Raw genomic sequence first — 13,631 nt, forward strand, 5'->3', positions numbered from 1 at the left:
CCTATTTACTTTAACTTTTTTATAAATAATTATTTAATGTAATATAATTCTTCCCCTCTTATCATCTTTCCTATAAGAGCACTAGTTGTACCTGACCAATAGAAGTCACTTAATTGTTCTCCTGTTGGAGCTTCAGCCATTGAAAGCTTTGGATTATGAATTCTAAATACATAGTACTTTTCAGTTACAGGAATAAACCACACATTATCATTAAAAAATTGTGCAAATTCTTCTGTCACAGCTGTTATTTCTTCATCATTTGCTGCATCAAATAACTCTGTCATTTTATCTGAGTATTGGAACTCTTCTCCAGTTTCATCATTTTTCCAAACTAATTTACCTTGCTCTGGGAATACTAAGTTCATACCTCTTTGTCCATACCACCAAATTCCGTTGTAAGCTTCAAATGGATGTTGAGTATTAGTTGCTGACGCAAATCCATCTATAACCATATGTCCTTGTCCAGATGTTGCATAATCGTTATACGCTGCTGCTTCTTTCGGTGTAAATACTGCATTTAATCCAAATGATGTTAACATATTCGCTGCTGCTTCACCCATTACAACATATGCAGGATATTCACCAACACCAGCTACTATGATTTCTGGACTATCTCCATTAGCATCAACCCACTTATCACCTTTTTTGCTCCATCCAGCAGCTTCTAAGCATTCAGCTGCTTTTTCTAAGTTAACATCATAATTATCTAGTGTATTTAAGAAATCCTGACTTAGATACTTATCTCTTATTGAAGGTGGAAGTCCAACTGCATACTCATCCCCTTTTACCATTCCTGGTTCAGATACTGGAGCTATTTGAGCTGAATCTATGATATACGCTATTGCTTTTCTAACATTTACATCGCTAGTTGGGTATGTTTGAGTATTCATACAGAAACCTAAAGAACTAAACTCTGGAACTACCATTTGTCTTATTGTATCTGCATTATTCTCAGCTACCTTTTGAGCTAAATCAGGAGATAATCCCATACCTTCTGCATCATAATCTCCATTCGAAATTGCTAATGCATTTGATTCTGTACTTGTTGGTCTTATACCTCTAATTTTTTCTATATAAAGTGGTACTCTATAATTAGGATTTTGTTCAAATATAATTTCAGCTGATGTCATTGTCTTTGGAACATATGCACCTGAACATTTTATACTCATTAAATCTGGTAAGTAATTATTAAGCTCTGTAGTAGCTTCATTAACTTTTAAATCTCCATCAGCAGTGAATTTAAAGTTTCCATCATCATCAAGCTCTCTATTATTATTAAATTGTTCTTCAAAAACCTTAGCAAATTCACCATAGTTTTCAGCTGGATACATCAAAGGTGATTTTAATACATAATCAAGTAATAACGCAGAGTCCTTGTTGTACTTTATTTCTACCGTTAAATCATCTACTTTAGTTACCGATTCAGCGTAGTACGCTATATTGTTTACAGTCATTTCTATAAATAGATTACACATTAAATCATCTGCAGTAATAGCACTACCATCACTCCATTTAAGACCATCTTTTAATTTCATAGTTAATACACAATTTTCAAACTCATAACTTTCTAATAATGAAGGTTTAAATGTTTTTTCTGGTTGAGAGCTGTAATCACATAGATAATCGAATATTAATGGTTGCATTGACCAATCTGGTCCACCATTTACTAATGGATTACCATGAGCTGCTGCTCCTGGCGTAAATGATACCATTGTACTTAATACAGTTCCTGCTACATCAGCTTTTTCACCCTCAAGCTTAGCATTCTTTAATACAGTATCTACACTTATTACTGAGTCTAAAATTGATTCAGATGTAACATTTTCATCTGTTGCTGTTCCTGCATTTTGATTTCCGCATCCGATTAATGATGTAACACTTAAAGTCAGCGCTATAGCTACTGCTATAATCCCTTTTAACTTATTTCTCTTCATGATTCTCCCCCTACTTTTTAAAAGATTTATAATTTATTTATTTGATGTTTTTAGTATAAATCTCGTAAAATCCTCTGTAAACGTTTCTGAGTATAGGGAATAATTATCGTATATATATATTAAGATTTGTATATTTTTTATTGTCACTTTTTATAAATATTAGTTTCGATAAATACTTAAAAATAAAAAAATATGCTAAACTTTTTAACGCTTAGCATATTTTTATTAAATTTATACTTGAATTAGATGTAGTAGCTTACTTGAATAATCTCCATGTAAATCCTTAATATTAAGTCCTCCATGCATTAAGACTCCCCCTGAAAATACCTCTTTAGTACCTTCTAACTTATACATTTTATCTTCTACTAATCCCTTTAACTTTATTCTTCTACTATGATAATTTGCTCTTCCCAATACTTGCACACAAGTAACTAAAACTTCTTTTTTATCCTTAGATACAACTTCCCAAGAATCAAAACTATGATTTTCTGAGAAATTTTCTATACGATAATAGTCTCCTGTTCTAACTAAATCATTATATTTATGATACATTTCAACTTGTTTTGGAATCATCTCTCTATCTTCTTTAGGTATTCTAGTAACGTCTAATTCATATCCAAACGTACCTGCTAAAGCTACATGACCTCTTGTTTCAAAAGGTGTACTTCTTCCGACTGTATGATTAGGACAATCACTAACATGAGCCCCAATACAAGAAAGTGGATATACCATAGCTGTTCCTTCTTGAATCTTTAATCTTTCAATAGCATCCGTATCATCAGAGCACCATATTTGTGGACTATAATATAACATACCTGGATCAAATCTTGCCCCTCCACCTGAGCAATTTTCTAATAATATATGAGGAAAATCTGTAGTTAATCTATCCATCATTTCATAAACAGCTAAAACATATCTATGTAATAACTCTCCATGTCTTTCTGCCGGAATACATTTACTACCTAAATCAGTTATTTGTCTGTTCATATCCCATTTAACATAAGTTATATTAGCACTTGAAAGAACCTTTTTAACACTTTCATAAATATAGTCTACTATTTCTTTTCTAGATAAATCTAAAACATATTGTTCTCTACATAACGCAGGTGTACGACCATCAATATGAATACACCAATCTGGATGAGCTCTATATAAATCTGAATCTGGTGATATCATTTCTGGTTCGAACCATATACCAAATTCCATTCCTAACTTATTCACTTCATCTACAAGATATTTTAATCCACCCTGTATTTTTTCTTCATTTACTATCCAATCTCCTAATGATGAATTATCCTTATTTCTCTTTCCGAACCATCCATCATCCATTACTAGCATCTCTATTCCTAAAGATGATGCTTCCTTAGCTATAGATAATAACTTTTCTGTATTAAAATCAAAATAAGTTGCTTCCCAGTTATTTATTAATATTGGACGTTTCTTATCTTTAAATCTACCTCTAATTAAATTATTACGATATAAATCATGGAAGGTTCTAGTCATTTTCCCTATTCCTTTATCTGAGTAAACCATAACTACTTCTGGAGCTTGAAATTCTTCGTCTTTACCTAAAACCCATGTAAAATCAACTGGATTAATTCCCATAACTACTCTCGTAGTATCAAATTGACATCCTTCAACCTGAGTAAAAAAGTTTCCTGAATAAACAAAATTAAATCCATATACATTTCCACTTTCATCTGTTGCTGAACTATCTAAAAGAGCTATAAACGGATTATCTTGATGACTTGATTCACCTCGTACAGTCGATACAGCTTGCTTCCCATAACTTATTTTTTTTCTTGATATGTGTCTCTCTCTTGCCCATGATCCATGAAGAGAAATCATATCATAATTAATCCCATCGAAATCTATACACGCTGATAAAACCTTTGTTAACGCTATTGAATCTTCTGCACAATTTTTAACTCTTACACTTCTTGTAATTACATCTAGGTTTTCAAATACTGTATAAATTAAAATAACCTCAAGATTTAAATCATTATCTATACATGTTATTTCAAGGCTTGTACATTCATTATCATCTCCAAATGTTGCTGGTAATCCCGCTAACTTTTTCTTACCTTTATATATTTCATGAGATAAATATTGTAGTCTACAACTTGTATTTCCATTTTTATCCCTCACTTGAAGGCAACTTTCTCTAAAATCTCCTATACCATGAGTGGAGTATTCAGTGGGGAAACTATCATAGAATGATACTCTATCACGATTATTCTTTGATGGTACATATGGTGACTCCTCTAAACGTAAAAGATAATTTACATCCTCGTCAATTATCTTTTTTCCAAAATACACATGTCCAACAAATTGCTCTTCATCTATCACAGAAATGATATATGATGTATCTTTTGCATCTAGTTTGAATATTTTCTTATCCTCAATAAATTTTATTCCCATATTAAATTCTCCTATATTAAATAATTTATTATTTATCTTTTACCCTTAAGATATTATAGTTATTTATTTTATTCCATAGTATTTATAAAGTTAATAATATTAGTCAATATTACTGATTTTTTGTATATCTTTATTTAATTAAAATTCCCTATTCTTTATATATATATCAATATTTTACCAATACTTATATTTCTCATTCAAGAAAAATATATAATTTATAAAGCAAAAAGAACTATCGCCTAATCCAGCGATAGTTCTTTTTTATTTATTATAAACTACTTACTTACTATTAAGTTTTCTCCAGTCATTTCTTCTGGTGCTTCTAAGCCCATAACACTTAACATTGTTGGAGCTATATCAGCTAACTTACCTGTGTTTAATTTCTTTCCTTCTGTGTGGTTTGATACCCATACAAATGGAACTGGTTGAGTTGTGTGAGCTGTAAATGGTTGACCATTTGAGTAGTCTATCATAGTTTCAGCATTTCCGTGGTCAGCAGTTATAAATACTGTTCCATCTAATTCTAATACTTTGTTAACTACTTTTCCTAAACATTCATCAACTGTTTCTATAGCCTTAACAGCAGCATCCATAACACCAGTGTGTCCAACCATATCTGGGTTAGCATAGTTTAAGATAACCATATCATATTTATCTTGGTCTAATCTATTTATTAATTCTTCAGTTACTTCATAAGCACTCATTTCAGGCTTTAAGTCATAAGTTGCAACTTTTGGAGATGCAATAAGAGCTCTATCTTCACCTTCATTTTCTTTTTCAACTCCACCGTTGAAGAAGAATGTAACGTGAGCATACTTTTCAGTTTCAGCTATTCTTAATTGTTTTAATCCTTTAGATGCAACGAATTCTCCTAAAGTATTATTTATACTTTGTGGCTTGTAAGCAACTTCAACACCTTCTAATGTCTTATCGTATTGAGTCATAGTAACAAATACTAAGTCTAAGTTTTCTCTTTCAAATCCAGTAAATACTTTATCATTTATAGCTCTAGTTATTTCTCTAGCTCTGTCTGGTCTAAAGTTAAAGAATATTACTGAATCATGGTTAGAAATTGTAGCTGTTGGAGCTCCATTCTTTTCTATAACGCATGGTAATACGAATTCATCAGTCTTATTATCATGGTATGATTTTTCCATACACTCAACAGCTGAAGAAGCAGTTTCACCTTTACCTAATACCATTGCATTATAAGCAAGTTCAACTCTTTCCCATCTGTTGTCTCTATCCATAGCATAGTATCTTCCTGATACTGTAGCTATTTCACCAACTCCGATTTCTTCCATAGCTTTTTCTAATTCAACTATGAAATCTTTTCCTGATGATGGTGGAACGTCTCTTCCATCCATGAATGCGTGAACATATACTTTTTCTATGTTCATATCTTTAGCTAACTTTAATAATCCTTTTAAGTGTTCTATATGAGAGTGTACTCCCCCGTCTGATAATAATCCCATTAAATGTAATGCAGAATTATTCTTCTTAACATTTTCTATAGCCTTTAATAAAGCTTCATTCTTTGCGAATCCGCCTTCATTTGCTTCCTTAGTTATTCTTGTTAATTCTTGGTATATAATTCTTCCTGCACCTATATTTAAGTGACCAACTTCTGAGTTACCCATTTGTCCATCTGGTAATCCTACAAACATACCACTTGCTTGTATTTCAGTGTGTGGATATTTTGCAAGTAAGTTATCGTAATTTGGCTTCTTAGCTTTTTCTACAGCATTACCATCACCATTTGGAGCTATTCCAAATCCATCTAATATCATTAACATTACAGGTTTCTTCGCCATAATTCCCTCCAAGTTATATAAAAATTTCATCTATTTTGACTCGTAAAAGCTGAATTTGAAATAAAGCATCATTTTAACAAATTTCTTCGCTTTAAGATATAATTGGTATAATATATATATCTTTAATCAAATTCTTTTTTATTATACTATAATTATATAACCTTCACAACTAAATAGCTATTCTTGTAAACGTTTGTTGAAAATTTTTCCTATGAAATTTCTTTAGTAAATTTTATAATATTTGACCTTTTTTCTTATCTTTACATCATTGTTAATTACACTGTATAAATTACTTCTATTTTACTTTAATACTTATTTTTGGGTTCTCTAAAAATAAGTATATTTTCTAAGCTAGTACTATAAAAAATAGAATCTTAAACAGATGTAATTTTAACTGTTCCTAAATTTCCAAAATCAATTATATATAATAATCTAATAAATTGCATAAAAAAGAGATAACCCACTTAGAGTTATCTCTTTATAATTTATATCTATTTTAGTAGTTAACTATTGCAGCAAAGTCTGAAGCAACTAAGCTAGCTCCACCAACTAAAGCACCATCTATATCAGATTGAGCCATTTGAGCTTTTATAGTTCCTGGCTTAACAGATCCACCGTATTGGATTCTTACTTTATCAGCAACTTCTTTACCGAACATTTCAGCAACGATTCCTCTGATTGCCATTATTGTTTCGTTAGCTTGTTCATCAGTAGCAGTTTTACCAGTTCCAATAGCCCAGATTGGTTCGTAAGCTATAACAACTTTTTCTGCTAAATCAGCTGATAAACCTTCTAAGTCAGCTTTGATTTGAGCTCCAACTACTTCGTTAGTTGTTCCGTTTTCTCTTTGCTCTAAAGTTTCTCCACAGCAAAGAATTGGAGTTAAGTTGTGAGCAAAAGCAGCTTTAACTTTCTTGTTTAAAGCTTCATCTGTTTCGTTGAACATTTCTCTTCTTTCGCTGTGTCCTAAAACAACATAGTCAACACCCATAGCTTCTAACATTCTTGGAGCGATTTCACCAGTGAAAGCTCCTTTTTCTTCAAAGTGCATGTTTTGAGCAGCAACTTTGATGTTTGATCCTTCTACAGCTTTTAATACAGCGTCTAAGCAAACAAAAGTAGGACAAACTACTACATCACAAGTAGCATCCTTTACTAATGGCTTTAATTCATTTACTAATTTAACAGCTTCTTCTGGAGTGTAGTGCATTTTCCAGTTTCCAGCAATAATAGCTTTTCTCATTATAATCACCTCATACAAATTTTTTAATGAAACTCCTCCTATCGGAGGAGTAAGTTCAAATAACCAAATTAAAATTTTGATTGTCAGTTAAGTTCGCCTGACTAAATCAGATATTTATGGACTTAAGGAAACACCTACTCACATATGTTCGTAGGTGTAAGTTCGACTTGCCAAATCCGAGATTTGGAGTCTTACTTAGCCCTGCATAAGTGCGAGCTACAAAATCGAAGATTTTGGCTCTTACTTATCGTTTAAAGCAGCGATTCCTGGTAATACTTTACCTTCTAAGAATTCTAATGAAGCTCCACCACCTGTAGAGATGTGAGTCATCTTATCTCCAAATCCTAAGATGTTAACAGCAGCAGCTGAGTCTCCTCCACCGATAACTGTTGTAGCATCTGCATCAGCCATAGCCTTAGCAACAGCTATTGTTCCTTTGTTGAAGTTTTCGAATTCGAATACTCCCATTGGTCCGTTCCAGATAACAGTCTTAGCATCTTTTATAGCATCAGCATATAAAGCTTCTGTCTTTGGTCCGATATCTAATCCCATGAATCCTGCTGGAATGTTTTGATCTTCAGTAACTGTAGCTTCAACATCCTTGAATCCATCAGCAATTCTGTGGTCTACTGGTAATAAGAATTTAACTCCGTTAGCTTCAGCTTTAGCTATCATTTCTTTAGCGTAGTCCATTCTATCGTCTTCACATAAAGAAGTTCCGATTTCGTATCCTTGAGCTTTTAAGAATGTGTAAGCCATTCCTCCACCGATGATTATTGTATCAACTTTTTCTAATAAGTTGTTGATAACAGCTATCTTATCAGAAACCTTTGATCCACCTAATATAGCAACGAAAGGTCTAACTGGAGCATTTACAGCTTCTCCTAAGAACTTTAATTCTTTTTGAATTAAGTATCCACAAACAGCAGTGTCAACAAATTTTGTAACACCTTCTGTTGAAGAGTGAGCTCTGTGAGCAGTTCCGAAAGCATCATTAACGTAGATATCACATAAAGAAGCTAATTCTTTAGATAATTCTTCTCCGTTTTTAGTTTCTTCTTTTCTGCATCTAGTGTTTTCTAATAATACAACGTCTCCGTCTTTCATATCAGCAACAGCTTTTCTAGCGTTTTCGCCAACAACTTCTTCGTCTCTAGCGAATACTACTTCTTTACCTAACATTTCGCTTAATCTTACAGCTACTGGTGCTAAAGTCTTAGAAGCATCTTTTCCTAAGTGTGAGCAAAGTATAACTTTTGCTCCATTTTCTACTAAATATTTGATTGTTGGAAGAGCTCCAACTAATCTATTTTCATCAGTTATAACTCCATCTTTTAGTGGAACGTTAAAGTCACATCTAACTAAAACTCTTTTACCGTTTACTTGAACGTCTTCGATAGTCTTCTTATTAAAGTTCATTCTCTTCACCTCATAATTTTATAAATAATTTTATTCCTAATTTTAAAATGAGCCCGGTCCTATAGGTATACCTTAGAGACCGGACCCGTTTTTAGGATCTTATAAAAGTGCCTTTATAGGCATCTAATCCGTATTTAATTAACTATTAAATATTAAGCTAATTCAGAGAAGTATTTAATAGTTCTAACCATTTGGCTAGTGTATGAGTTTTCGTTGTCGTACCAAGAAACAACTTGAACTTGGTATAAACCATTTCCTAATTCAGAAACCATAGTTTGAGTTGCATCGAATAATGAACCGTACTTGATTCCGATGATATCTGAAGAAACTAATTCTTCTTCAGTGTAACCGAATGATTCGTTTGAAGCAGCTTTCATAGCAGCGTTGATTCCTTCAACTGTTACATTTTCACCCTTAACTACAGCAACTAAAATTGTAGATGATCCTGTTGGAACTGGAACTCTTTGTGCAGAACCGATTAATTTTCCGTTTAATTCTGGAATAACTAATCCGATAGCTTTAGCAGCTCCTGTAGAGTTTGGAACTATGTTAACAGCACCAGCTCTAGCTCTTCTTAAATCACCTTTTCTTTGAGGTCCGTCTAAGATCATTTGATCTCCAGTGTAAGCGTGGATAGTTGACATTATACCAGATTGAATTGGTGCATAGTCATTTAAAGCTTTAGCCATTGGAGCTAAACAGTTTGTTGTACAAGATGCAGCAGAGATTATAGTATCTTCAGCTGTTAATATATCTTGGTTTACGTTGAATACAACTGTTGGAAGGTCGTTTCCAGCTGGAGCTGATATAACAACTTTCTTAGCACCTGCATTGATGTGAGCTTGAGACTTAGCTTTTGATACGTAGAATCCAGTACATTCTAATACTACGTCTACTCCGATTTCTCCCCAAGGAAGTTTATTAGCATCAGCTTCAGCGTAGATTCTGATTTCTTTTCCATCAACAGTGATAGAATCTTCACCAGCAACAACTGTATCACCTAATTCGTATCTACCTTGAGCTGAATCATATTTTAATAAGTGTGCTAACATTTTTGGGCTTGTTAAGTCGTTGATTGCTACAACTTCATACCCTTCTGCACCGAACATTTGTCTAAATGCAAGACGTCCAATACGTCCAAAACCATTAATTGCTACTCTAACATTTGCCATTAAAGTTACCTCCTAAAATTAGATATTTATATTTAAAATTAAATTTTAAAGCTTGTTTAAATTGTTGCTTTTTATTATCTCACATATTTCTTTTCCTGTATTTTCGTCTGTAACCAATACAGCATTACGATTATACATTTCTGTTGCAATTATCGCATCAATCTTATTCTTCCCAGCAGCAACTGCAATATGTGTTCTAATTTTTTTAGCATTGTTTAAATTTATTCCTATAGAGTTATTTTCAGATATCATCTGACAATCTTTATTAAAATAACATCCATAAGCCTCTCCTATAGCTCCCATGTCCTCAAGTTTTTTTATAAACTCATCGGATGCTTCTCTTTTTTTAGCCATATGGATTGCATTACCAATTCCATAGATAAGTATATCTGCCTTTTGAATTGACTCAATTACATCCTTAACTTGACTTTCTTTAAGTAAACCATCAAGAACTTCTGCACTAACATTCTCTGGAATATGTAGAAGTTTATATGATGCATTAATTTTTTTAGCTAAAGAAGCTGCTAGCGTATTAGCTTGGCTCTCTACTTTTCGCCCCATACCACCACGAGCTGGTACTACTAATACATTGGAAACATTGTTGATTTTAGGAAATGCTTCTACAACCTCTTTAATCGTAGATCCACCAGTTATAGCAATTATGTTATTATCTTTTAAAATTTTCTTAACATAAGTTGCCGCTGCTTTTCCTAAATCTTTTAAAACAGTAGGATTACTATCTACATCTCCCGGGACTATTATAACATCTTTTAATCCTAAACAAGATCTTAAACACTCTTCAACATCAGCAAGACCTTTAAGTTCATGTATAAACTCTTTTAGTCTTTTGACTATTACTTTCCCATCTTCAGTAACACTCATACCTGGAGTATTCACTTCTATTAAGCCTTGAGATTTTAAAAAACTTATTTCAGTTCTTACTATTCTCTCACCTAAATTAAGTTCACTTGCTAAAACTCTTCTTCCAATTGGTTGGTTATAATATATAGTTCTTAAAATATTATATCTTTTTTCAAGAACTTCAACTAGCTCAGGAACTATCTTTTTTTGTAAGCTTAATATTTCCTGCACTATTAACCCTCCTTTTGGACCATTTATGTCCCACTACTATCTTTTCATGTCCCACCTATTTCATTATAAAGCATCTTTACTAAATTTAAAAGGCTTTCTGTAAATTTTTTATAATATTTTTATAATTGAGAAAAATAGAAATAGGAATATTCTTCTCCAAAATCCTGTCTTCCCTACGTCTGCTATATCCTTTTTCTCTTGCTAGAAGATTTTATTCCCATTTCCTCTCTATATTTTGCCACTGTCCTTCTTGATATATTCAGATTTTTTTTAGAAAGTTCTGTACATATCATTTCATCGGAAAAAGGCTTTTTCTTATCTTCACTATCAATAATCTCTTTTATGATATCTTTTATATTCTTTGCAGATACATTTTTACCATCAGAAGAACTTTTTGTACTATATCCCACTGTGAATAAATCCTTTATCTTAACAGTTCCGTAACTAGTTAAAATATATTTATCCTTAATAGCTCTACTTACAGTAGATTCATGCATGTTTATATCCTCTGCTATATCTTTAAGCATCATTGGCTTTAAATATTTTTTTCCTTTGTCTAAATATTCTTTTTGCCTTTTTATTATATCTTCTAAGATTATTCTTAAAGTATTTTCTCTATTATTAATACTTTTTATTAAAAACATAGCACTTCCAATTTTCTCTTTAATATAACTTTCAACTTCTTTATCACTTCCATGAAGAAGTAAATTTTTATATACTCCATTAATAGATAATTGGGGTACTATATCATTATTCATAATAACTGTATACTCTTTATCTATCTTTTTTATATAAGCATCAGGAGTTATAAATTTCACGTCATCACCTGTATAATACCCTCTAGATGGCTTGGGTTCCAATTCTCTTATTATATCTCCATAATTTTGAGCTTCTATTTGAGATATATTTAAATATTTTGCTATATCTTTAAATTTATTATCAGCCACTAAATCTAAATAATTATTTATTATATTCTCCAGATTTAAATCTAATTTCTTTTTTCTTTTTAATTGGATTAAAAGACTTTCCTTTAGATTTCTTCCCCCAATACCTGCTGGTTCTAAATCTTGTAATATCTCTAGCGCTTGTACACATTTTTCTTCCGAAATATTAAATTTATTACATATGTTCTCTACAGTTTCGTCAAGGTATCCTCTACTATCTAAAGATTCAATCATGTAATCTATAATAATTCTTAAGTTCTTTACTTCTTTATTAGTATGTAATTGTTCATACAAATAACTTTTTAAAGTCTTTTTCTCAGACACAAAATTTAAAGGCGATAACCCCTCTTCATCATACTCTCCTTTAGAATATGAATTGTAAATACTATTATCATACTCCATAGATTCTATCATCTTTTTATATTGCTCGATTTCAGTATTCTTCTTCAAATTAAAATCACTATCAATAATAGGATTTTCTTCTAATTCTTTATTGATAAATTCTCTTAACTCACAAGCTGACATCTGTAAAATATTTATTGATAATTGCATATTTTGTGTCATTACAAGTTTTTGCTGCTGAGATAAATTCAGATTAAAATCTAACTTCATATAACATCCCTCTTTTGTTTTCTTTTATAAATACCACACTTTTAGTATACCTTTATTTTTAATATATTCCAATATATTCTTTGTAAAAGTTTACCGAAGAAATTATAAAAAAAGCTCGTGCATAAGCACAAGCCTTTTATTATTTCACAATAAAGAATAATCCACAAGGTTTAATTCCAGAGTGTATACCAACTGTACATCCAACCTTTGCATCTACGTATTCTATATCTTTTTCTTCTAAGTATTTCTTTAATTCAAAATATACATCTTCATTTAATAAGTCTGTTAATATAACTGGTTCTTTAAAATCAACATCTGCACTTTCAAAATCAGATATTAATTTCTTAAAAGCTTTTTTACTTCCTCTTACTTTATCCTTAACAGCCATCTTACCATCTTTTATTTCTAGTATAAGTCTTAAACCTAAAGCTGTTCCTATAGCTCCAGCAACTTTTGGTAGTCTTCCACCTCTTACAAGATTATCTAATGATTCAAAATTAAGTGTACATTTAACCTTATCTCTAGTCTTTAGAATTTCTTCTTCAATTTCTTTAATTGAAGCTCCATTATCTCTTAATCTACAAGCTTTTAAAACTAATAATCCTAATCCTGATGTAACATTTTTAGAATCAATTACAACTATATCTTCTGTTTCAAGCATATCTTTAGCTATACAAGCTGATTGATATGTTCCGCTCATTTCTGAAGAAAGCACTAAAGTTACTATTTTATATCCTTGATCTAAATACTTTTTAAAAGTTTCTTCAAATCTAGTTGGAGTAATTTGTGCTGTAGTTGGTAAAACATTTTCTCTGTTTATTCTTTCAATCATTTCAGTTGGAGTAATATCAACTCCATCTAAATAACTATCTTCACCAAAATTAATTAATAAAGGCATAACTTCTATGTCATTCTTCTTTATTAAATCTACTGGTATATCAAGAGTACTATCAGTTATTATCTTAATCTTTTGCATAACA

9 protein-coding genes are annotated in these 13,631 nt (G+C 31.5%); all 9 read right to left on the reverse strand.

The genetic code is table 11. The annotated features are described in order from the left end of the window. Positions 1–29 precede the first annotated feature (29 nt). The 9 genes from ARA56_RS04535 to ARA56_RS04575 all read right to left on the reverse strand — a co-directional run bounded on the left by ARA56_RS04535 (position 30) and on the right by ARA56_RS04575 (position 13,627). A complete protein-coding gene (locus ARA56_RS04535) occupies positions 30–1,934 on the reverse strand; it encodes an ABC transporter substrate-binding protein (protein WP_055264429.1) in 1,905 nt (634 codons plus the stop codon). 231 nt (positions 1,935–2,165) lie between these two features. Next, complete coding sequence (locus ARA56_RS04540) at positions 2,166–4,355, reverse strand: alpha-galactosidase (RefSeq protein WP_055264431.1); 2,190 nt, start codon at positions 4,353–4,355, stop codon at positions 2,166–2,168. Between the two features lie 275 nt (positions 4,356–4,630). Continuing rightward, positions 4,631–6,169, reverse strand: coding sequence for a 2,3-bisphosphoglycerate-independent phosphoglycerate mutase (gpmI, locus tag ARA56_RS04545; RefSeq protein WP_055264433.1), 1,539 nt, complete (start codon positions 6,167–6,169; stop codon positions 4,631–4,633). 496 nt (positions 6,170–6,665) lie between these two features. Then, the gene (gene tpiA / locus ARA56_RS04550) at positions 6,666–7,412 is read right to left on the reverse strand and encodes a triose-phosphate isomerase (protein WP_055264435.1); all 747 of its coding nucleotides are present in this window, start codon (positions 7,410–7,412) and stop codon (positions 6,666–6,668) included. A gap of 240 nt (positions 7,413–7,652) precedes the next feature. Next, the gene (locus ARA56_RS04555; protein ID WP_055264437.1) at positions 7,653–8,831 is read right to left on the reverse strand and encodes a phosphoglycerate kinase; all 1,179 of its coding nucleotides are present in this window, start codon (positions 8,829–8,831) and stop codon (positions 7,653–7,655) included. Between the two features lie 152 nt (positions 8,832–8,983). Next, positions 8,984–10,003, reverse strand: coding sequence for a type I glyceraldehyde-3-phosphate dehydrogenase (gene gap, locus ARA56_RS04560; protein ID WP_055264439.1), 1,020 nt, complete (start codon positions 10,001–10,003; stop codon positions 8,984–8,986). 45 nt (positions 10,004–10,048) lie between these two features. After that, a complete protein-coding gene (locus tag ARA56_RS04565) occupies positions 10,049–11,095 on the reverse strand; it encodes a sugar-binding transcriptional regulator (protein WP_055264441.1) in 1,047 nt (348 codons plus the stop codon). A gap of 182 nt (positions 11,096–11,277) precedes the next feature. After that, entirely contained in the window at positions 11,278–12,651 is a 1,374-nt protein-coding gene (gene rpoN / locus ARA56_RS04570; RefSeq protein WP_055264443.1) for an RNA polymerase factor sigma-54, read from the reverse strand. A gap of 139 nt (positions 12,652–12,790) precedes the next feature. After that, positions 12,791–13,627 carry a DegV family protein gene (locus ARA56_RS04575; RefSeq protein WP_055264445.1) on the reverse strand — a complete coding sequence of 279 codons (837 nt, stop codon included), beginning with the start codon at positions 13,625–13,627 and terminating at the stop codon, positions 12,791–12,793. Positions 13,628–13,631 lie beyond the last annotated feature (4 nt).

This window comes from Clostridium disporicum, assembly GCF_001405015.1.
Lineage (GTDB): Bacteria > Bacillota > Clostridia > Clostridiales > Clostridiaceae > Clostridium > Clostridium disporicum_B.

Coding starts and splice junctions, on each gene's coding strand:
- ARA56_RS04555 (WP_055264437.1), bottom strand. CDS start 8,831: ATGAACTTTAATAAGAAGACTATCGAAGACGTTCAAGTAAACGGTAAA.
- gpmI (WP_055264433.1), bottom strand. CDS start 6,169: ATGGCGAAGAAACCTGTAATGTTAATGATATTAGATGGATTTGGAATA.
- tpiA (WP_055264435.1), bottom strand. CDS start 7,412: ATGAGAAAAGCTATTATTGCTGGAAACTGGAAAATGCACTACACTCCA.
- ARA56_RS04575 (WP_055264445.1), bottom strand. CDS start 13,627: ATGCAAAAGATTAAGATAATAACTGATAGTACTCTTGATATACCAGTA.
- rpoN (WP_055264443.1), bottom strand. CDS start 12,651: ATGAAGTTAGATTTTAATCTGAATTTATCTCAGCAGCAAAAACTTGTA.
- gap (WP_055264439.1), bottom strand. CDS start 10,003: ATGGCAAATGTTAGAGTAGCAATTAATGGTTTTGGACGTATTGGACGT.
- ARA56_RS04540 (WP_055264431.1), bottom strand. CDS start 4,355: ATGGGAATAAAATTTATTGAGGATAAGAAAATATTCAAACTAGATGCA.
- ARA56_RS04535 (WP_055264429.1), bottom strand. CDS start 1,934: ATGAAGAGAAATAAGTTAAAAGGGATTATAGCAGTAGCTATAGCGCTG.